Genomic DNA, 20707 nt, shown 5'->3' on the forward strand with positions numbered 1-20707 from the left:
TGTTCGGGCATTGAGGCTCCCACAGGACGCTGTGAGCAGCCCACCACACGCAGAACATGTGCCAACCCCCGCCGGCCCGGCCGCGCGGGGCGCGCATCGGCGGGCGGAACACCCGTCGCCTGCCGACATTCGTCGTGCGGTGGGAAGCTCAGGAGCGGCGTGTGATCGGCTCAGCGCGCGCTGTGGGCATTCCATGCCGTATTTATGCGCAACGGCCCGGCGTTGTGTAAATGAAATACGCGTCCAATTCGCGCGAAGAGGTTGGAAGATTGGGCCTTTCGCGGCGCTCCGGCGTAGGATGATCTGTGTCTTCTTTCAGCAGGGGGTGCGTGCTCGCGGGCTTTCCGGCGATGCCCTAGACGATGTCGGGCTGGCCGCGCCGGTGCTCGTGCCCCGCGATGACGCGGCCCAGGAGTCGGGTCAGGGTGTCCCGCTCCGCCGCGGTGAGGGCCTCGACGGTCAGCGCGTGCGCGGCCCGCGCCGCCGGCTCCATCGCGCCGTGGAGCGCGGCCCCCGCCTCCGTCAGCCGGCAGACTTGAGCGCGGCGGTCGAGCGGCGAGGTCGTGCGGCTCACCAGGCCGCGGGCCGCGAGGCGCTTCAGGGCGCCGGTCGTCGTCGTCCGGTCGAGGGCGACCGCGCTCGCGAGCGTCGTCTGATCGGCCTCCTCCAGATCCCGCAGCAGCGAGAGCAGGCTGTACTGGAGCGGGGTGACGCGAAACGCGGCACAGCGTTCGGCGAAGAGGCTGACGTGGATCTGGTGCATGCGCCGGGCGAGGAAGCCGGGGCGCTCGGCCAGGGGCCAGTGCCGCGCGTCCGCCGCCGCGTCCGAAGCCCCCGCCTCTGCCGATCCCGTGGCGAATCCGGTGTCCGGGACCTCATCCATCGTCCGCCTCCGCAGAACGGTTCCAGCCTTGGCACGCGGTGTGCAAAGCCGGAATACGAAGCATGCTTCGCTTTTAGCAAGGGCGAGGCCGGCGCGCGCCGGCCGGGACCACGAGGTCGACATGGACAATCGCCGCTATGATCTGGTTCTGCGGGGCGGGCGGGTGATCTGCCCGGCCTCCGGCATCGACGGCATCCGCGACGTGGCGGTGCAGGATGGGCGCATCGCCGCCGTGGCGGAGACGATCCTGCCCTCGGCCGCCGCCGAGGTGGTCGACGTCTCGGGCAAGCTCGTCCTGCCCGGAATGATCGACACCCACGCCCACGTCTACCAGTACGTCACCGGCCGGTTCGGCCTGAACCCCGACATGGTCGGCGTGCGCTCGGGCGTGACCACGGTGGTGGACCAGGGCGGCCCGTCCTGCATGACCCTGCCGGGCTTCCGCCACTTCATTGCCGAGCGCTCGGAGACGCAGGTCCTCGCCTTCCTGTCGGCCTACCTCGTCGGCGGCCTGGAGGGGCATTTCTACCCGAACCTCTACAGCCCGGACGGCGTCGACATCGACGCCACGGTGAAGTCGGCCACCGAGAACCGCGACCTCGTGCGCGGCATCAAGGGCCACGCCGAGATCGGGGGCTTCGCCCGCTGGGGCATCAAGGTGATGGAGATGGCCGCCGAGATCAGCCGGCGCGCCGACCTGCCGCTCTACGTTCATTTCGGCCAGCTCTGGGGGCTGCCGGAATCGGGCGCCAACGGCGAGGATGCCGACACCATCGTCGAGCGGGTGATCCCGCTGCTGCGGCCGGGCGACGTCCTGGCCCACCCCTTCACCCGCCACCCGGGCGGCTTCATCAACGAGCAGGGCGAGGTCCACCACATCATCCGCCGGGCCATGGAGGCCGGGCTGAAGGTCGATGTCGGGCACGGCAGCCACTTCTCCTACCGCGTGGCCCGCGCGTCCCTGCCGGCCGGCGTGATCCCCTACACGCTCGGCGCCGACATGCACGGCTACAACACCGAGGTTCCCGAGGTGAAGAAGCCCGCCGGTACCCCGGACGAGCACCACGACGACGAGAACCACCCGTTCCTCGGGCAGGCCCGGTTCAGCCTCACCCAGGCGATGAGTTCGATGATGGCGCTCGGCATCCCGCTGGAGGACGTGGTGCCGATGGTGACGTCGCACCCGGCCGAGATGCTGCGCATGGGCGACCGGATCGGTGCCCTCAAGGTCGGCTACGCGGCCGACGTGTCGGTGCTGCACGACGATCGCGGCCGCTTCCTGCTGCGCGACAACGAGGACACGCGGGTGATCGCCGACCGCCTGCTGCGCCCGGCCTTCTGCCTCCGCGCGGGGAAGCGCTTCGAGGCGGACTCGCCGATCCTGCCCCAGGCGATCGCGGCCTGAGGTGGCGCCGGTGCCCGCCTTCGTCCTCGACGACCCGACCCCGCCGGACCCGCGCCGCCGCTGGGACAGCCTGGACTTCGCGGCCCGGGGCGCCTGCTACGACAACAACGCGGGCGTGCCCGACAGCGCCGCGCAGGTCGCGGCCCGCAACGCCGCCTCGGCGACGTACCGGGCGGCGCACCCGGCCGGGCTCGATATCCCGTATGCCGCGGGGGACCGGACGGCCTTCGACCTCTACCCGGCGTCGGACGCGCGGGCGCCCTGCCTCGTCTTCGTCCACGGCGGCTACTGGCAGCGCAACGCCCGGGCCGATTTCGCCTGCTTCGCGGAGGGGCCGAACGCCGCCGGCTGGGCTGTGGCGATGCCGGGCTACACCCTGGCGCCCGAGGCGAGCCTCACCGGCATCGTCGCCGAGATCGGGGCCGCTCTCGACTGGCTCGCCGCGCACGGGGCGGCGCGCGGGATCGGCGGACCGATCGTCCTCGCCGGCTGGTCCGCGGGGGCGCAGCTCGCCGCGCTCCATCTCGGGCATCCCGCCGTGTCCGCGGTCCTGGCGATCTCCGGCGTCTACGACCTCGCGCCGATCCGCGGGACCTACCTGAACGAGAAGCTCGGGCTGACCGACACGGAGATCGAGATCCTGTCGCCGCTGCGGCTGGCGGTGACGCCCAAGCCCATGACGGTCGCCTACGGCAGCCGCGAGCTGCCCGCCCTCGTCCGCGACGCGCGCAACCTCCACGCCCTGCGCAGCGCCGCCCACGCGCCGGGCGCCCTGCTGCCGGTGCCCGGCGCCGACCACTTCTCGATCCTCGACGGGTTCCGCCGGCCCGACGGCCTCCTGGTCCGCGCCGCGCAGGATGCTCTCGGAGGCGCCCGATGAGCCGCGAGGGCGTCGGGGCCGCCCTGCCCCGCAAGGAGGACGACCGCCTGATGCGCGGGCGCGGCCAGTATGTCGGCGATCTCCGCCTGCCCGGCATGCAGGACGTCGCCTTCGTGCGCAGCCCGCTCGCCCATGCCCGGATCCGTGGCGTCCACGTGCCGGAGGCCTATCGCGACCGCGTGTTCACCGCCGCCGACCTCGACGGGGTGCTGCCGATCCGTGCCGTCTCGGGGCTGCCCGGCTTCAAGGTCTCCGAGCAGCCGGTGCTCGCCACCGGCAAGGTCCGGCAGGTCGGCGAGCTCGTCGCGCTCTGCGTCGCCCCGACCCGCGCCGAGGCCGAGGACATCGCCGCGGCCGTGGTGCTCGATCTGGAGGAGCTGCCAGCCGTCCACGACATGCTGGCCGCGCGCGCGCCGGGCTCCGCCCTCGTCCACGAGCACTGGGGCGACAACGTCTTCCTGGAGACCCTGGTCGATGTCGGCATCGAGGACGCCCTCGACGCGCCGATCAAGGTGAGCCGCACCATCTCGACGGGGCGCCAGTGCATGGCGCCGATCGAGGGCCGCGGCACCGTGGTGCAGCTCGATCACCGCCTCGACCAGCTCGTCGTCCACACCGCGAGCCAGATGCCGCACATCGTGCGCAACGGCCTCTCCGAATGCCTCGGGATTGAGCAGGGCCGCATCCGCATCGTCTCGCCGGATGTCGGGGGCGGCTTCGGCTACAAGGCGATCCTGCTCGCCGAGGACGTGGCGCTCGCGTGGCTCGCGCTCCGCTGCGGCCACCCGGTCCGCTGGCTTGAGGACCGGCGCGAGCACCTGACCGCCAACGCCAATTGCCGCGAGCACCATTACCGCATCACCGCCTACGCGGAGCGGGACGGGACCCTGCGCGGCATCGACTGCGAGGCCACCGTCGATTCCGGCGCCTACTCGGCCTACCCGTTCTCGGCCTGCCTGGAGGCCGCGCAGGTCGCCAGCATCCTGCCCGGCCCCTACGATTTCCCGGCCTATCGCTGCCGGACATGGTCGGTGGCGACCAACAAATGCCCGATCCTGCCCTACCGGGGCGTCGCGCGCACCGGCGTCTGCTTCGCCCTGGAACTCGTGCTCGACGCGGTCGCCCGCGCGGCCGGGATCCCGCCCGAGGCGGTGCGAGAGAAGAACCTCGTGCGGCCCGAGCAGATGCCGTTCGAGAACATCACCAAGAAGCACTTCGATAGCGGCGACTACCCGGAGGCGCTGGCCCGGGCGCTGAAGGCCGTCGACGTGGAGGCAATCCGCGCCCGCCAGCGTCAGGGCGAGCCGGACGGCCGCCGGATCGGCCTCGGCCTCGCGATCTACTGCGAGCAGGCCGCGCACGGCACCTCGGTCTATTCCGGCTGGGGCATCCCGATGGTGCCGGGCCACGAGCAGGCGAGCGCCCGCCTCACCCCGGACGGCGGTCTGGAGCTGCGGATCGGCGCCCATTCCCACGGCCAGGGCCTGGAGACGACGCTGGCCCAGGTCGCCCACGAGATCCTGGGCGTCCCGGTGGCGCGCACCCGCCTCGTCCACGGGGACACCGCCATGACCCCCTACTCCACCGGCTCCTGGGGCTCCCGTGTCATGGTGGTGGCGGGCGGCGCCGTGGCGGCGGCCTGCGAGGCGTTGCGCGACCGCGCCGTGCGGATCGGCGCCCACCTGCTCCAGGCGCGGCCGGAGGAATGCCGGTTCGAGGGCGGCCACGTCGTCGGCCCCTCCGGCGACGTCCCGCTCGAGGCGATCGCCCGCACGTGGTACCGGCGCCCGCAGGACCTCGCGCCCGACACCGATCCGGGCGGCCTCGAAGTCACCGCCGGCTACAAGCCGGTGCGCGATTCCGGCACCTTCTCGTACGCGGCGCACGCGGCCGTGGTGGCGGTCGATCCCGATCTCGGGGCGGTCGAGATCCTCGACTACGTCATCGTCGAGGACGGCGGGACGCTGGTGAACCCCCTCGTGGTCGACGGCCAGATCTACGGCGGCCTCGCGCAGGGCATCGGCACGGCGCTGTTCGAGGAGATGCGCTTCGACGCCCGCGGCCAGCCGCTGGCCTCGACATTGGTCGACTACCTCCTGCCGGGCGCCCCCGACGTGCCGATGGCGCGCATCGACCACATGGAGACGCCCTCGCCCTACACGCGCTTCGGCCAGAAGGGCATCGGCGAGGGCGGCGCCATCGCGCCCCCGGCGGCGCTCGCCAACGCGGTCAACGATGCGCTGGCGCCGCTCGGTGTCGAGCTGCTGCACGCGCCCGTCACCCCCCGGCGGATCGTGGAGGCGGTGCTCGCCGCCAAGACCCCCGCCGTGACCGCGCGGGAGGCCGCATGAAGCCCGCGGCCTTCGCCTGGGAGCGCCCCGACAGCCTGCCCGCGCTGCTGGCGCGCCTCGCCGAAGCCCCCGCGGGCGTGAAGCTGATCGCGGGCGGCCAGTCCCTCGGGCCGATGCTGAATCTGCGCCTCGTCGAGCCCAGCCTGATCCTCGACATCACGGGCGTGCCCGAACTCCGGACGGCGCGGGTCGAGGGCGACACGCTCGTCCTCGGGGCCTGCGTGACCCATGCCGACGTCGAGGACGGGCGCGTCCCGGACCTCACCGGCGGCGCGCTGCGGCGGGTCGCGGCCGCGATCGCCTACCGGCCCGTGCGCAACCGCGGCACGGTCGGCGGCAGCCTCGTCCACGCCGATCCGGCCGCCGACTGGGTGAGCGCCCTGACGGCCCTCGGCGCCGAGGTCGAGATCGCGGGGCTGAACGGGCGCCGCACCCTGCCGGTGGAGCGCTTCGTGACCGGCGCCCTCGCGGTCGCCCTCGGTGCGGACGAGATCCTGGTCGCGGTGCGCGTCCCTGCGCTGCCGGCGGGCGCGGCCTGGGGCTACGTCAAGCACTGCGCGAAGATCGGCGAGTTCGCCCACGCCATCGGGGCGGTGCGCCTCGAGCCCGGCGCCGGCCGCGGCCNCACCGACGCGGGCGGCCGCTCGGCGACCGAGGGCCGGATCCGCTACCGGGTCGAGGCCGGGCCGATGCCCGACACCGCCCGGGTCGAACTCGACGTCGGCTACACCCTGACCGGGCCGCTCGCGCAGTTCGGCCGCCCCGGCCTCGTGCGCGACCTCGCCGGCCGCATCGCGGCGGAGTTCGCCCGCAACCTCGAGGCCCGGCTCTCCGGCGTCGCGGCGCCGGTGCCCGCCGGTCTCAACCCGCTCCGCCTGCTCCTCGGCCTCGCCCGCGCGCGCCTCGCGGCGTGGTTCGGCCGCGCCTGATCCCCTTCCGCCTCAATCCACCGGAGACACGCGAATGCCCAGCAGGTTCACCCTCACGACCGCGATCCTCCTGGCGCTGACGGCGACGGGCGTCCGGGCGGAGGCGATCCGCATCGGCGTCAACGAACCCCTGACCGGGCCGTTCGCGGCCTCGGGTACCTACGTGGTCAACGGCGCCAAGATCGCGGCCGACGAGATCAACGCCAAGGGCGGCGTCCACGGAAAGAAAATCGAACTCGTGATCGAGGACAACAAGAGCAACCCGACCGAGGCCGCCGCGGTTGCCGAGAAGCTGATCACCAGCGACAAGACCCCGGTGATGATGGGCGCCTGGGGCTCCAGCCTGACGCTCGCCGTGATGCCCAAGCTCGCGGATTACGAGACGCCGATGCTGGTCGAGACCTCCTCGTCCGGCAAGATCACGACCTCCGGCAACCCCTACGTGTTCCGGATCTCGCCGCCCTCGTCACTCGAGGCCGCGACCTTCGCGCCGATGGTCGATCGCCTCGGCATGAAGAAGGTCGACTTCCTCGTCCTCAACAACGATTTCGGCCGCGGCGCCGCGACCGATTTCGGCAAGATGCTGAAGGACAAGGGCGTCACGGTCGGCCTCGTCGAGACCATGGACCAGGGCGCGCAGGACATGAGCGCCCAGCTCGCCAAGCTGAAGGCGTCTGATTCCGACACGATCATGATCACGAGCTCGGTCGATCAGCTCGTGCTGCTGTTCAAGCAGATGGCGGCGCTCGGCCTGAAGAAGCGAGTCATCACCACCGGCGGATCCCAGAATCCGGACCAGATCATCGCGCAGGCCGGCGCGGCCGCCGACGGCACGATGCACCTCACGACCTTCCTGCCCTGGTCGCCCGACAAGACGCCGGACCCGAAGGCCACCGAGGCCTTCATCGCCGCGTGGAAGAAGCGCGGCTTCGACTTCGCCGGCGTCACCGAGAGCTTCCGCGGCTACGACGGCATCCGCGCGATCGCCCACGCCATCGAGAAGGCGGGGTCGGTCGATCCGGCCGCGATCACCAAGGCGTTCTGGTCGGTCGACTTCGTCGGTCTCAACGGGCCGATCCACTTCGCCAAGGCCGGCCCCGCCGGGAAGGAGAGCGGCCAGAGCAAGCCCGACGTCTACCTCATCGAGATCAAGGACGGGAAAGTGATCGTGCCGACGCTGTAGGGCTGCCGCCGCGCGCCCTCCCTCATCCCCCATCTCTGCCGTACGCCAAGGGATTAAAAGGCAGACGCTTTTCCCCTCCCCCCTGCGGGGAGAGGCCAGGGGTGGGGGTGGTGCAGAAGGCACCGCACCGCCCAAGCCTGCACCACCCCCACCTCCAACTCCTCCCCACAAGGGGGAGGAGAGCGCGTCGCGACCAGAAATGCGCGAACGTCGTAGCTGCCGGACAGGGAGACGCGCGATGCCTGGTCCCGAATTGGCAATCCCCGTGTCCCCGCAGGGCATGAGGCGCCGGTCATCCGGCACGCGACCTGCCAGGAGAAGCTCATGACCGAACTGATCCAGCACCTCGTCAACGCGCTCATCCTCGGCGGCACCTACGCGCTGCTGGGGATCGGCCTGACGCTGATCTTCGGGATCATGAACGTCGTGAACTTCACCCACGGCGCGCTCTACACGGTCGGCGCCTACGTGATGTACTTGGCTGTCGCCGCCCTCGGCCTGAACTTCTTCCTGGCGCTGCCGGTGGCGATCCTCGGGGGGCTCCTGCTCGGGGCCGCGATCGAGCTCGTGCTGCTGCGCCCGTTCCGGGGCTCGGACATCGACACCACCATGCTGGTGATGATCGGCGCCGGCATCATCCTGCAATCGGGCACGCTCTGGACCTTCGGCGGCGTCGCCAAGGCGATCCCCTCGCCCTTCCCCGAGGCGCCGCTCCAGGTCGGCCCGGTCTCGGTGTCGTGGCTGCGGCTGTTCGTGCTCGGGGCGGCGCTCGCGCTGATCGCGCTCACCTACGCGCTGATCAACCGGACCAAGCTCGGGCTCGCCATGCGCGCCGCCTTCCAGGATTCCGACACGGCGGCGCTGATGGGCGTCGATGTCCGCCGGATCTACACCGCCACCTTCGCCCTCGGCTCGTCGCTCGCCGCGGCCGCCGGCGCCCTGCTCGGGCCCGTCTACGTGGTGTTCCCGCAGATGGGCGGCCTCGCCGAGCTGAAGGCCTTCGCCATCGTCATCCTGGGCGGGCTCGGCAACGTCACCGGCGCGGCGATCGGCGGCTTCATCCTGGCGCTCGCCGAGGAGCTGGGCGCCGGCTACGTCTCCTCCGGCTACCGGGACGCGATGGGCTTCCTGATCATCATCGCGGTCCTGCTCTGCAGGCCCACCGGACTGTTCGCCAAGGCGGAGCGCATCGGATGATCCGGCTCCTCCCCCTCGCCCTGCTCGCCGGCCTCGTGGTCCTGCCCCTTGGGCTCGGCGCCAACCCCTACCTCCTCAACGCGCTGATCGTGACGGGCATCCTGACGATCGGCGCCATGAGCCTGAACCTGCTCCTCGGCTTCACCGGGCAGCTCAGTCTCGGCCACATCGCGTTCTTCGGGATCGGCGCCTATGTCAGCGCGCTGACCAGCCTCGGCTTCGACGTGGATCTCGGCTTCGGGATCCGCGCGGTCCACGAGCCCTGGCCGGCGGTGGCCGGCCTCCTGCTGGCGACGGTGGCGGCGGGCGGCTGCGGGTACCTGATCGGGCGGCTCTCCTTCCGGGTGCGGGGCGCCTACTTCGTGATCGTGACGATCTCGTTCGCCGAGGTCGTGCGGCTCGTGGCGCTCAACTGGGTGGAGCTGACGCAGGGGCCGCTGGCGCTGACCAACATCCCGGCCATCACCCTCGGCCTGCCCGGCCTCGGGATGTGGACCCTCAAGACCAAGCTCCAGAACTACTACCTCGTGCTGGCCGTGGGCACGCTCTGCTACGCCGTGATCGCCCGCCTGATCGGCGGGCGCTTCGGCCGGGCGATGCGGGGCCTCAAGGAGAACGAGCCGCTGGCGCTCTCGGTCGGCATCAACGCCACCCGCACGCTGACGGTGGCGGCGGTGATCTCGGCCGCGATGGCCGGCGCGGCCGGCAGCCTCTACGCCCATTACCTGCGGATCATTGATCCCGACGTGTTCCTGTTCGCCACCACGGTCAGCATGGTCATCATGGTGGTGGCGGGCGGCAAGGGCACCCTGATGGGCCCGGTCGTCGGCGGCCTGATCTTCGGCCTGCTGCCGGTGGCGCTCCGTCCGGTCATGGCGCCGGAGGCGCAGTGGATCGTCTACGGCCTCGTGCTGATCGTGATCCTGTTCGTGATGCCGCGGGGCATCGTGCCGGGTCTGGCGGCGCTGCTCGGCCGCCGGCGGCCGGCCCCGGCCGCGCCCGTCCTCGAGGTCAATCCGGCGGTGCAGCGATGAGCGCGATCCTCTCGGTCGAGCATGTCGGCGTGCGCTTCGGCGGTCTCATCGCCATCGCCGACCTGCATTTCGACGTCCATGCGGGCGAGATCGTCAGCCTGATCGGCCCGAACGGGGCCGGCAAGACGACGGCCTTCAACGTGATGACCGGCTTCCTCAAGCCCAGCCAGGGCGATGTCCGATTCCGCGGCACGTCCCTGAAGGGCCTGCCGCCGCACGCGATCGCGCGGCTCGGCCTCGCCCGCACGTTCCAGCGCACCAGCGTCTTCCCGGACGACACGGTGTTCGACAACGTGATGATCGGCCTGCACCAGATGGGCGCCGCGGCGGGCCGCGCGCCCGTTCTCGACGCGCTCCTCGGCCGCGCGGGGGCCGGCGAGCGGAAGCTGCGCACCCGCGCCGCGGCGCTCCTCGACTGGGTCGGGCTCGCCGGCCGGGCGCACGAGAAGGCCGGTGCCCTCGCCTACGGGGAGCAGCGCCTCGTCGGGGTGGCGCTGGCGCTCGCCACCGAGCCCGCCATGCTGCTCCTCGACGAGCCGGTCTCGGGGATGAACGCCTCCGAGACGCGGGTCTTCGTGCGGCTGGTCCGGCAGATCCGCGAGCGCGGCGTCACCATCCTGCTGGTCGAGCACGACATGCCGATGGTTATGGAGGTCTCCGACCGCATCGTCGTCCTCAACTACGGGCGCCTGATCGCCGAGGGGCCGCCGGACCGGATCCGCACCGACCCGGCGGTGATCGAGGCCTATCTCGGCCAGGGCAGCGCCGCCCGGCAGGCCGCCGCCGCCGCGCAGGAGGCGGTCCATGCTTGAGATCCGCGACCTCGTCTGCGGCTACGGCCACGTCACGGCGCTGAAGGGGCTGACGATCGACGTGCGCGAGGGCCAGCTCGTGGCCCTCGTCGGTGCGAACGGGGCCGGCAAGTCCACGACGCTCCGGGCGATTTCGGGCCTCGTCCCGCCGCGCTCCGGCGCGATCCGGTTCGACGGCCGGGACATCGCGGGGGCCGAGCCCCGCCGGATCCTGGCGGCGGGCATCGCCCACTGCCCGGAGGGCCGGCGCGTCTTCCCGCAGATGACGGTCGCCGAGAACCTCGCCATGGGCGCCTATCTGCGCCGCGACCGGGCGGCGGTCGCGGCGGATCTGAAGCGCATCTACGGGGAGTTCCCGCGCCTCGCGGAGCGCCGCGACCAAGCGGCCGGCACGCTGTCGGGCGGCGAGCAGCAGATGCTGGCGATCGGCCGCGCGCTGATGGGGCGCCCGAAGCTCGTGCTGTTCGACGAGCCCTCCCTGGGGCTCGCCCCCAACATTGTCGAGCGGATGTTCGCGGTGATCGGGGCGATCCGCGACGTCGGCACGACCGTGCTGCTCGTCGAGCAGAACGCCTTCGCGGCCCTCGAACTCTGCGACTACGCCTACCTGCTCGAGACCGGCCGGATCGTTCTCGAGGGGCGCGGGCAGGACCTCATCGCCGATCCCCACGTCCGGGACGCCTATCTCGGTGGCTGAGCGGGATCCGGCGGGCCGGATCCGCCTCGGCCCCAACGACCTTCTCGGCGACCGGGATCTGCTCCCGGTCGCCGCGGGCGGCCACCGGCTGCTCCTCGTCCGGGCCGGGGCCCGGATCGTGGCCGCCGAGCGCGCCTGCCCGCACGAAGGGGCCGACCTCGCCCTCGGCCGCTGCGTCGCGGGCCGGCTGCTCTGCCCCCGGCACCAGGCCTCGTTCGACCTCCGAGACGGGGCCGTCTCGCCGGGCTGGTCGTTCCGCGCCCTGCGCCTGTTCGCGATCGAGGCCGCCCCGGACGGGCTCTGGCTCGGCACCGGATCAGACCTTCACGGACCGGACGCCGCGCGGCCGGGGCCGCCCCCGCCGGGCGGCCACGAAAGTTCGGCCGGACGCAAGGCCGGACGCTAGAGCGACCGAGATCGGCCGATCGAATTCCTCGGACAGGAGCTTAGCTGACCGGGACGGCTCCGTGGACCAGTCCAGATGGACTGGTCTATGCCCGGTGACGGCGCCTGTGCGGTTACTCCAGACAGGATCCGGAGTGGCGCAGGAAGCGATCCTCATCACCGGCGACACGGCGCCCGTTCGCTTGCGGGAGGCCTTGGACGGCGGGGTCCCTCTGATCCACGAACCGGTCCGGCCCGACCTGCTCCAGAAGGCGCTCACCGCGCTGATGCCGCGGTAGCAGCGCCCCGCCGGGTCCGGCACGCGCGGAGTCTCAACACGGCCCGAAGACGGCCGATCTCGCCCGCGCGGAGGATCGATCGCTTCCCCACGCGGCTCCGACAGCCCCCGTCAGCGGGACGGCTCGACGGCCGCGTCAGCCCAGCCCGGCAGCGGGAAGGTTCGATCGTAGGCCAGGTTGAACACGAAGGCGTAGGCTACGTAGAACGCCGCGATCGCGAGATCCATGAAGAAGGCCTCGACCAGGCCGATGCCGAGGTACCACGCGATCGGCGGCAGCAGGATCATGAGTAGTCCCGCCTCGAACAGCACGGCGTGGGCGACCCGCAGGACGAGGGTCTTGCGGGTGTGGCCGGCGAGCTGCTGCATCGCCCGATCGAAGCCGAGATTGTAGACGTAGTTCCAGCTCGTCGCGACGAGGGCGCTGCCGATGCCGATCACGCCCATGTCGGCGGTGTGCAGGCCGAAGGCCGCGGTCCCGAGGGGGACGATGAGGAGCAGGCCGATCACCTCGAACAGGACGGCGTGGCGGATACGGTCGCGGGTGGTGCGCATGGTCTCGCTCTCGAGAGGCGGATTGATCGGCCGCTCTCTCATCTGCGACAAGGCGATCCGCAAGTTAGAAACTATCTGAGAATCCGATAGATGGCGGTGTCGCTCGAGCAGCTCCAGGCGTTCGTGGCCGCGGCGGAGGCCGGATCCTTCTCGGGCGCGGCGCGGGTGCTCCGGAAGGCGCAGTCGGCCGTCAGCACGCAGGTGGCCAACCTCGAGGCGGATCTGGGGCTGGCGCTGTTCAGCCGCGCGGGCCGGAACCCGGTGCTGACCCCGGCGGGGGAGCGGCTGCTGCTGGAGGCCCGCGTGGTGCTCGACCGGCGGGAGCACCTGATCGGCGTCGCGAGCAGCCTGGAGCAGGGGGTCGAGAACCGGCTGGTGGTCGCCATCGACGAGCTCTACCCCGAGCACGCCCTCGGCGCCCTCTTCGCGAGCTTCGCCCGGCGCTTCCCTTTCGTGGAACTGGAGCTGCTCTTCCCGCTGATGGAGGATGTCAGCCGCATGGTTCAGTCGGGCGCCGCCGACCTGGGCGTCATGTGGCGGCAGGAGGAGCTTCCCACGGAACTCGGGTTCCAGACCATCGGCTGGGTGCCGCTCAAGCTCGTCTGCGGTCGCGATCACCCGCTCGCGAAGGCGCGGGTGGAGTGGGAGGAGCTGAAGCGCCACCGCCAGATCCTCGTGGCCGCCCGCGGCGACGGGGCGGAGAAGCGCCGCCTGCGGGTCGCCGCCGAGGTGTGGTGGGTGGAGAGCCACTGGGTCATCCTGGAGATGGTGAAGCACGGGATCGGCTGGGCCTTCGTCACCGACCACGTCATCGCCGCGTCCCTCACGGCGCCGTACCTCGTGACGCCGGACCTCCAGTTCGATCAGGGCGACTGGCCGATCGCCCTCGAACTGGTCTGGCACAAGCAGCGCCCCTGCGGCCCCGCCGCGGCCTGGCTCCGCGAGCGCTTCGCCGCGGAGCGCGTCGGACTCCACCCCGGCGAGACTTGACCGCGCTGACGGCCGTGCCGGCCCGCGGCGGGCCCGCGCGCGACGGTCATGGAATGCCGGCCGGCCCTATCACGGGGCCAGCGGGCACGGAACGCGCTGGTCGAACCGCGTGCCGGCGAGCGTCTAGACGCAAAATGGCTTCCGTGCTCCAATTCATTCGAAATTCCTATGGTTTGGCCGATGGAGCTCCGGCATCTTCGCTACTTCGCTGCCGTGGCGGAGCATCTCAGCTTCACCGCCGCCGCCCAGAGCCTGGGCGTGTCGCAACCGCCGTTGAGCCAGCAGATCCGCGATCTCGAGGTGGAGATCGGCGTCAACCTGTTCGAGCGCTCGAGCCGACGCGTCGTCCTGACCGCCGCCGGCGAGGACTTCCTCGGGAACGCGCGGGCGGTCCTCGCGCAGGTGGCCGACGCCGTCGACCGGGCGCGGACGATCGGCACCGGAACGGCCGGCATCCTCAACATCGGCATGACGAGTTCCGTCCTCGCGGGACCGGCGGGATGCCTGATCCGGGCCTTCGAGCAGCGCTTCCGGGCGGTGGACGTGCGCATCCACGAGATGGCGCCGGCCGACCAGATCGTGGCCCTCAAGGCGAACCGGACGGATCTGAGTTTCCTGCGCAGTCCCCCCGAGGACCCGGACCTTGTCGCCCAGATGGCGTGGCCGGAACGGCTCTGCGTGGCCGTGCCGCGCGAGCACGCCCTCGCCGACAATCGGAGCGTCCCGGTCGACATCCTCCGCAGCGAGCCGCTGATCTCGCTCGGCCTCGACAGCTCGCGCTTCGCCGCGGAGATCTACCAAGGCTGCATTCAGAAGGGGTTCACCCCGCGGATCTCGCAGCAGGTCCGCGAGGCTTCGTCGCTGATCAACCTGGTCGCGGCGGGCTTCGGCCTCGCCATCATCCCGGAATTCGTCGGCCGACCGAGGCATCCGGACGTCGTCGTCCTGCCGATCGAGCCGCCCTTCCTGTCGGCCGACGTCTACGCGCTGCATCACAAGCGGCGAAATCCGGTCATCGACAATTTCCTCGGGCTGATCCGCGAGGCGGCCCCGGGCCTGATCGCGCGCTTCCAGACGCGGTGACGCCCTTCGCCTCCGCCCCCTCGCGGGTGTCGAACGATCCGCCTGCGAACGCGCGGGCTGATCGGTAGCCGTGACCCCTGCCCGGCAACCCACCCTCGGCGGAGACGCGCCGGCCGACCCGCCCGCGGGGTATCCCGACACCCGCGGCGGCATCGAGGACCGGGGAGGATCGGCGGCGAAGCGCGCGCTCAGTGCGTCATAAGCACCGGGATGCGCGCGTGTTCGGTCACGTGGCGGGTCACGCCGCCCAGCAGGAACTCGCGCACGCGGCTGTGGGTGTAGGCGCCCAGCGCCAGCATGGAGGCGTTCCGCCGCTCCGCCTCGGCCAGGATCGCCGCGCCGACCGGCGTCCCGTCGTCGACCGGCAGGCTGACGGCCTCCGCGGTGATCCCGTGCCAGCGCAGGTAGGCGCAGAGGTCGGCCGCGCGCGCCTCTTCGAAGCGCTCGGTCGGCGCGTGGACGACTGTCACGCGGGCGGCGTCGTGCAGCAGCGCGATGGATTGGGAGATCAGACGCGTGGCCTCCAGGCTGCCGTTCCAGGCGACCACGACGTGATCGAGCAGGTCGTACGGGACCGCCTCGCCGACCATCAGCGTCGGTCGCCCGATCGCGAACAGGGCCGTGTCGAGCGCCCGGGTGGTGAAGGCGCGCGCCGGATCGGGCCGGTCGACGATGACGAGGTCGTTGACCCGCCCGCGCAGCGTCAGGATCGGCTCGACCTCCCCCGACAGCTCGGTCCAGGTCGCGAAGGTGGCGTCCAGGCGATCGGAGCCCGCGACGAGGGGTACGCCCTCCCGGGCACACCACGCCGCCAGGGCCGCCCTGCCGTCGGCCGCCGCCTCCCGCACCCCCTGCCGGATGGCCTCGATGGTGGTGCCGTCCACGTGCGCGAGGCTCGCCATGCCGGCGAGCACGTGCTCGGGGCCCGGCGCTACGAAGGCGACGGCGATGTGCGCGTGCAGGCGCCGGCCGAGCCGCAGCGCGGCGTCCAGCCGATGCGTGGCGTCGAGCCCCGGCCCGGTCGGGACGAGAAGACAGCGGAGATACATCGCGGTTCTTCCTCAGCGGTCCAGGGATTTCAGGTAGGCGATCAGGTCCTGCGCCTGATCCGGGTCGAAGCGGAACTCGGGCATGCTCGGGTGGCCGGTCCGGATGCCCTCGACGAGCGCCTCGGCGAGATCCTCGACCGGGTAGCGCTTGTGCAGGTCGCGGAACGGCGGCGCGGCGCGCAGCGGGCTGTCCCCGACACGCCCCACCGCGTGGCACCGGGCGCAGCTGGTCCGGGCGAGGGTTTCGCCCTGTCGCACCTGCCGGTCCCAGGCCGCCGCGGGCGCGGCGAGGAGGACGAGCGCGGGTGCCAGGACGGCGGCGCGCAGGATCGGGGCCGCGCGCATCAGTGGCTCATCAGGCAGCAGAGGGACGTGCCCTGGAGCATGTCGCGCGTGGCGCCCCCGAAGACCCACTCGCGCAGTCGGGAATGGCCGTAGGCACCCATGACGATGAGGTCCGCGTCCTCCCGCCGGGCGAACCGGAGGATCTCGTCCGCGGCGCCGATCGCGGGCTGGTGCAGCAGGTGGGTGGCGGCGCTGACGCCGTGGCTCGCGAGGTACGCGGCGACGTCGGCCGCACCGTCCCGTCGCGCGTCCTGACCGGCCACCGCGACGTGGACCTGATCGGCCCGGACCAGGAACGGCAAGGCGTCGTGGACGGCGCGGCGGGCCTCGCGGGTATCCTTCCAGGCCACGACGACCCGCTTGGCGGCGAGGCGCTCGATCCCGGGCGGTGCGACGAGGACCGGCCGCCCCACCTCCATCAGCAGGCCCCCTGCGGCGACGCCCATCAACCCGGGGTCGCCGTCGGCCGGGCCGAGGCGGCCCACCACGACGAGGTCGGCGGCGCGGGCCTGCTCGACCAGGTAGGCCAGGGGCTCGGCCAGTACGCCCCGCCACGCGGTCCTGACCCGGTCGCCCGCCTCGCGGGCGAACAGCGCCCGCGCCTCGGCCAACTCCTCCTTCGCCCGCGTCTCCTCGATCTCGAAGACGCGCTCCGACGCGTCGGCGCTCTCGACCGGGATCATGGTGACGAGCTGCCGTGCGGCGACGCCGGTCAGGGTGGCCTCGAAGCGCGCGGCGATGTCGGCGGCGAGCCGGACGCGGTCCGCGGCGGCCGCGCCGAGATCGACCGAGACCAAGATGTTGGAGATCCGCATGATCGCCTCCCGTGACCGGGCGATCGGCCCGGCAGAGGCACCCTGGCCCGCGCGCGCGGCCCGGGCTTTGATCCAGCTCAACGGGGTGGATTGGGGACCGGCCCGGGTCCGGCCCGCGTGGCCGGGCGGATCGGGGCACGTGCGTGGCGGCTCCCGGAGAGGGCGCCGAGCCGATCCGTGCGCGCGTCCGTGCCGGGACCGGCTCGCGTGTCGGGTCTGCCGCCGCGTCCGCGTGGACCACGGCCCGCACCGGACCGACCTCACGCGAGTGTCAGGCGGTCCTCGACGGCGCGCACGCCGGGGGCTGACCACGCGGCGCGCTCGGCCAGCTCGCGCTCGCTCCAGACGTCGACGCAGCCGTCCAGGATCACCGTGTCACCGTCGACGTGGACGCGGATCGTGTCGGGATCGCGCGCGCTCCGCTTCAGCGCCGCCAAGATCTTGTCCTTGATCTCGGACGGCCGCACCGACGGCCTGACCGCGATGAGGTTGACGATGTCGGTGACGCCCGCGAGCCGCCGCAGCGCCTGATCGACTGCCGCCTTCTGGTGGTAATGGGGCACGCATCCCTGGAGCGTGACGCAGCCCCGCTCGACCTTGAGCGTCACCGCCTCGTCCGGGATCTGCACGTCCCATTCGAGGACCCGGGCGCAGCGCTCGGCCAGGGCCTCGTCGCCGATGGCGGGATTGTCCGGGTAGCGGACCTCGATCTGCTCGACCACGGCCCGGACGCCGCGGACCCGCAGCGCGACGCGCTCGGCGATGCCCTTCTCGGCGTAGCTCCGGACATGCCCGCTGAGGGTGACGATGCCGTTCTCGACGGTGACGCCGATCTGCGCGGCGTCGATCATCGGCGCGTAGGTCAGCTCGTCGAGCACGTGTTGGTGCACGGTCTTGTCGTCCATCGCCCATCTCCCCGATCTCGGCCGTGTCCCTCAGAGGGCCAGCCACAGGAGCGCCGGCGTCACCGCCACGCCCGCGACGGCGAGCCCCAGCGCCTGCAGGCTGCCGATGGACCGGTAGCGCGCCGCATCGGCGACGACCCGGCGACCGGCGTCGTTCTTCGGTCTGAGCGAGGCCGGCCCCCGCGCGCGGCCGACCGTCGTGATCAAGGTGGTTCGGAGCACCAGGGCCATCGTTCGCTCCCGTCCTGCTGACGCGAGGCATCCTGCCGACGCGGTCCCGGGCCGCCTTGATCCACCTCAACGCCGTCGATCCCGGCCGCCTGCACGATCCCCGGCATCCGCCACCGGGAGGCCGACATGGACGTGAGGCGCGAGTCGCAGAGCACCCGCGAGGCGCGGCGCGACGGCGACGCGGCGGGCCCCGGGCGCCGTGCGTCCGTCCATCGAGGTCGGGACCACGATGGACGGACGCACGGCCCAGCATAGAGCTGCGCGTGCCCCGGAGGCGCAAGAGGCGCGTCGCACCGGTCCGTCCGTCCACCCGGCCTGTTTCAACCCCAGGCGCCCAGGGCGCCGAACGGCGGTTGACGGCAATTTCCCCTCGAACCCACCGCCAGCAGGGACGCGGGGGCGTCCGCGAGCAGGTCCCGCGCGAGGTCGAGATAGGCCCGCGCCTCCGCCAGCGCGCTGCCCGCGTCGTCGGCGCCCGCCGCCCGGGACGCCGTGACGTGGGCGCGGATCACGGCGCGCGTGGCCATCAGGAACGGCAGCAGGCCGATCCCGTCGGTCTCGTCGGCCGCGTCGAGGTAGCGGTTCGACAGGAGGTTCGCCAGGTCGGGGCGGTCGCGGTGCCAGAGATCCATCAGCACGAAGGCGAGGTCGTACAGCACGTCGATCGTCGCGATAGTCTCGCTGAACTCGATCCCGTCGAACGGCGTCGGCCGGCCCTCGAACAGGCAGATGTTGCGCAGCGTCAGATCGCCGTGGCAGCGGCGGACCTTTCCGGCGGCGCGGCGGGCGTCGAGCAGCGGGGCGTGCCGCGCCAGGACGGCCCGGAACCGCGCCGCGAGGGCCTCGGCGGTGTCGGCCGACACGAGGCCGCTCGCCCGGAGCGCGGCGTCGTTCATGTCCACGAGCGCCGCCATGGCAGCGGCCCCGCCCCGCGCGCGGTGGATCTCCGCCCCGGCATGGAAGGCCGCCAGCACCCGCGCGAGTTCGGCGATGTGCTCCGGCCCGAGGCGCCCGTCCCGGGCCATCGTGTCGAACAGGTCGGCGTCCGGGAAGCGGCGCATCTCCACGACGGCGTCCACGAGGTCGCCGGCGCCGTCGAAGGCCAGGCTGCCGTCCGGCTCGCGGGTGATCCGGCGGGCCTCGCGATAGAGCGCCGGCGCGGTCCTGCGGTTGACCGCGACCTCGGCCGCACAGGCGGCGAGGCGGCGCTCGGGGGTCGAGAAATCGAGATACGGGAAGCGCACGGCGCGCTTCAGCTTGAGCACGCGGTCGCCCGCCAGGAAGAGCCGGGAGATGTGGGTCGCCACGGTCTCCACCGCGCCCCTGTCGGCCAGCGACCGCCGCAGGAACGTCTCGACCGCGCTCTGATCCTCGAACGGCATTGCGGCGATCCCCTGTTAGGTTCCGGCCGGTCCGGAAGGACGCTGCAGCCCCGGCCGGCCGCGGCCCTGCCCGGCCGCGGGGTGGCCGCCGAGCACGATGGGTTTCAGCACCTCGGCCACGAGCAGGTAGGTCAGCGTGATCGTCAGGACGGCCAGGAGCACGGGGGCCGGCGGTGGCGCGAAGCCGAACCACGCACCCGCGGGCGTGAACGGCAGCGTCAGGGCGAGCGCGAGGGCGGCGAGCGAGGAGGCCGCGAGTGCGGGGCTCGGCCGGTCGCGCCAGGGCCGTCCGGCCGTGCGGATGACGAAGATCACGAGGATCTGCGTCGCCATCGACTCCAGGAACCAGGCCGTGCGGAACATCTCCGGCGTCGCGCCGAAGACGACGAGCAGGAGCGCGAAGGTCAGCAGGTCGAACAGGGACGAGAGAGGGCCCATCACGGCGGCGAAGCGGACGAGGCGCGCCATGTCCCAGATCTGCGGCTCGGCGGTGGCCTGCGGCCGCACCCCGTCGAAGGGGATGCCGACCTCGGAGAGGTCGTAGAGCAGGTTGTTCAGGAGGATCTGGGTCGGCAGCATCGGCAGGAACGGCAGGGCCACCGAGGCCGCCGCCATGGACAGCATGTTGCCGAAGTTCGAGCTCGCGCCCATGCGGACGTATTTCAGGATGTTGGCGAAGGTCCGGCGTCCTTCGGCCACGCCGTCGGCCACGACCTCCAGATCGGGGGCGAGCAGGATCATGTCGGCCGCCGCCTGGGCCACGCCGGTGGCGCCCTCCACCGACAGGCCGATATCGGCCTGCCGCAGGGCCGGCGCGTCGTTGATCCCGTCGCCCAGGAAGCCCACCACGGCGCCGTCGGCCTTGAGGGCGCGCACCACCCGCACCTTCTGATCCGGGGTGAGGCGCCCGAACGCGTCGACTGCGCGCACGCGCACCGCGAGCGCCTCGTCGCCGAGTGCGGCGACCTCGGCCCCGGACAGCGCGGTCTCGCCCGCGAGACCGACGAGCCCGGCCAAGCGGTGCACCACGACCGGATCGTCTCCGGACAGGATCTTCACGCGGACGCCCGCGGCCGCGAGGCGGGCGATGGCCGCCGCGGCGGTCGCCTTGGGCGGATCCGCGAAGGCGCAGAAGCCTTCCAGAACCAGATCCGTCTCGTCCGCATCGGCCGCCTCGGTCGAGGCCGCGCGCGAGGCCACCGCGATGCCGCGCAGACCGTCCGCGGCCAGCGCCCGGACGCGGTCGAGCNGGAAGCCGCGGCCGCGGCGCCGAGCCCCGTCGCGACGAGGCCGCGCCGC

21 protein-coding genes and 1 pseudogene are annotated in these 20707 nt (G+C 72.4%); 13 read left to right on the forward strand and 9 right to left on the reverse strand.

From position 1 onward, the window contains the following. Positions 1-355: 355 nt before the first annotated feature. Positions 356-883 carry a MarR family winged helix-turn-helix transcriptional regulator gene (locus MMR14E_RS00100; protein WP_331312244.1) on the reverse strand — a complete coding sequence of 176 codons (528 nt, stop codon included), beginning with the start codon at positions 881-883 and terminating at the stop codon, positions 356-358. 121 nt (positions 884-1004) lie between these two features. Between MMR14E_RS00100 and MMR14E_RS00105 the strand changes: the two genes are divergently transcribed. From MMR14E_RS00105 to MMR14E_RS00155, 11 genes are all read left to right on the forward strand, one after another. Then, entirely contained in the window at positions 1005-2288 is a 1284-nt protein-coding gene (locus MMR14E_RS00105) for an amidohydrolase/deacetylase family metallohydrolase (RefSeq protein WP_331312245.1), read from the forward strand. Between the two features lie 10 nt (positions 2289-2298). Further along, positions 2299-3168, forward strand: a complete 870-nt coding sequence (locus MMR14E_RS00110; RefSeq protein WP_331312246.1) for an alpha/beta hydrolase — start codon at positions 2299-2301, stop codon at positions 3166-3168. Next, positions 3165-5519, forward strand: coding sequence for a xanthine dehydrogenase family protein molybdopterin-binding subunit (locus MMR14E_RS00115; RefSeq protein ID WP_331312247.1), 2355 nt, complete (start codon positions 3165-3167; stop codon positions 5517-5519). The genes MMR14E_RS00110 and MMR14E_RS00115 overlap by 4 nt, the downstream gene beginning before the upstream one ends. Next, a complete protein-coding gene (locus MMR14E_RS00120) occupies positions 5516-6448 on the forward strand; it encodes an FAD binding domain-containing protein (RefSeq protein ID WP_331312248.1) in 933 nt (310 codons plus the stop codon). Before MMR14E_RS00115 ends, MMR14E_RS00120 begins: the two co-directional genes overlap by 4 nt. Before the next feature lie 34 nt (positions 6449-6482). Next, positions 6483-7631 carry an ABC transporter substrate-binding protein gene (locus MMR14E_RS00125; protein WP_331312249.1) on the forward strand — a complete coding sequence of 383 codons (1149 nt, stop codon included), beginning with the start codon at positions 6483-6485 and terminating at the stop codon, positions 7629-7631. Positions 7632-7955: 324 nt separating this feature from the next. Next, positions 7956-8828 carry a branched-chain amino acid ABC transporter permease gene (locus MMR14E_RS00130; RefSeq protein WP_331312250.1) on the forward strand — a complete coding sequence of 291 codons (873 nt, stop codon included), beginning with the start codon at positions 7956-7958 and terminating at the stop codon, positions 8826-8828. Next, positions 8825-9862, forward strand: a complete 1038-nt coding sequence (locus MMR14E_RS00135; protein ID WP_331312251.1) for a branched-chain amino acid ABC transporter permease — start codon at positions 8825-8827, stop codon at positions 9860-9862. The genes MMR14E_RS00130 and MMR14E_RS00135 overlap by 4 nt, the downstream gene beginning before the upstream one ends. Next, positions 9859-10674, forward strand: coding sequence for an ABC transporter ATP-binding protein (locus tag MMR14E_RS00140; RefSeq protein ID WP_331312252.1), 816 nt, complete (start codon positions 9859-9861; stop codon positions 10672-10674). The genes MMR14E_RS00135 and MMR14E_RS00140 overlap by 4 nt, the downstream gene beginning before the upstream one ends. Further along, positions 10667-11371, forward strand: a complete 705-nt coding sequence (locus MMR14E_RS00145; protein ID WP_331312253.1) for an ABC transporter ATP-binding protein — start codon at positions 10667-10669, stop codon at positions 11369-11371. The genes MMR14E_RS00140 and MMR14E_RS00145 overlap by 8 nt, the downstream gene beginning before the upstream one ends. Then, positions 11364-11777 carry a Rieske (2Fe-2S) protein gene (locus MMR14E_RS00150; RefSeq protein ID WP_331312254.1) on the forward strand — a complete coding sequence of 138 codons (414 nt, stop codon included), beginning with the start codon at positions 11364-11366 and terminating at the stop codon, positions 11775-11777. Before MMR14E_RS00145 ends, MMR14E_RS00150 begins: the two co-directional genes overlap by 8 nt. Before the next feature lie 133 nt (positions 11778-11910). Continuing rightward, on the forward strand, positions 11911-12054 hold the full coding sequence (locus tag MMR14E_RS00155; RefSeq protein ID WP_331312255.1) for a hypothetical protein: 144 nt from the start codon (positions 11911-11913) through the stop codon (positions 12052-12054). A gap of 110 nt (positions 12055-12164) precedes the next feature. Here the strand turns inward: MMR14E_RS00155 and MMR14E_RS00160 are convergent, their stop codons facing one another. Next, entirely contained in the window at positions 12165-12608 is a 444-nt protein-coding gene (locus tag MMR14E_RS00160; RefSeq protein ID WP_331312256.1) for a PACE efflux transporter, read from the reverse strand. A 90-nt stretch (positions 12609-12698) separates the two neighbouring features. Between MMR14E_RS00160 and MMR14E_RS00165 the strand changes: the two genes are divergently transcribed. Both MMR14E_RS00165 and MMR14E_RS00170 read left to right on the forward strand, forming a co-directional pair. After that, positions 12699-13598, forward strand: coding sequence for a LysR family transcriptional regulator (locus MMR14E_RS00165; protein ID WP_331312257.1), 900 nt, complete (start codon positions 12699-12701; stop codon positions 13596-13598). 168 nt (positions 13599-13766) lie between these two features. Next, entirely contained in the window at positions 13767-14681 is a 915-nt protein-coding gene (locus MMR14E_RS00170; protein WP_331312258.1) for a LysR family transcriptional regulator, read from the forward strand. 188 nt (positions 14682-14869) lie between these two features. On the opposite strand, the gene MMR14E_RS00175 is transcribed toward MMR14E_RS00170, so the two are convergent. The 7 genes and pseudogenes from MMR14E_RS00175 to MMR14E_RS00205 form a co-directional block, all read right to left on the reverse strand. Continuing rightward, positions 14870-15730, reverse strand: coding sequence for a universal stress protein (locus MMR14E_RS00175; protein WP_331312259.1), 861 nt, complete (start codon positions 15728-15730; stop codon positions 14870-14872). A gap of 12 nt (positions 15731-15742) precedes the next feature. Continuing rightward, positions 15743-16075: a cytochrome c gene (locus MMR14E_RS00180; protein ID WP_331312260.1), complete on the reverse strand. Its 333-nt coding sequence runs from the start codon at positions 16073-16075 to the stop codon at positions 15743-15745. Then, positions 16075-16890 carry a universal stress protein gene (locus MMR14E_RS00185; RefSeq protein ID WP_331312261.1) on the reverse strand — a complete coding sequence of 272 codons (816 nt, stop codon included), beginning with the start codon at positions 16888-16890 and terminating at the stop codon, positions 16075-16077. The genes MMR14E_RS00180 and MMR14E_RS00185 overlap by 1 nt, the downstream gene beginning before the upstream one ends. Before the next feature lie 260 nt (positions 16891-17150). Next, a complete protein-coding gene (locus MMR14E_RS00190; RefSeq protein WP_331312262.1) occupies positions 17151-17795 on the reverse strand; it encodes a BON domain-containing protein in 645 nt (214 codons plus the stop codon). 30 nt (positions 17796-17825) lie between these two features. Further along, on the reverse strand, positions 17826-18026 hold the full coding sequence (locus MMR14E_RS00195; RefSeq protein WP_331312263.1) for a hypothetical protein: 201 nt from the start codon (positions 18024-18026) through the stop codon (positions 17826-17828). Positions 18027-18346: 320 nt separating this feature from the next. Then, positions 18347-19408, reverse strand: coding sequence for a phosphotransferase (locus MMR14E_RS00200; RefSeq protein WP_331312264.1), 1062 nt, complete (start codon positions 19406-19408; stop codon positions 18347-18349). Positions 19409-19423: 15 nt separating this feature from the next. Then, a pseudogene (locus MMR14E_RS00205) lies at positions 19424-20668 on the reverse strand (HAD-IC family P-type ATPase); the annotation flags it as partial. Positions 20669-20707 lie beyond the last annotated feature (39 nt).

The sequence above is a fragment of the Methylobacterium mesophilicum genome, assembly GCF_036441335.1.
In the GTDB taxonomy this organism is placed as follows: Bacteria; Pseudomonadota; Alphaproteobacteria; order Rhizobiales; family Beijerinckiaceae; genus Methylobacterium; species Methylobacterium mesophilicum_B.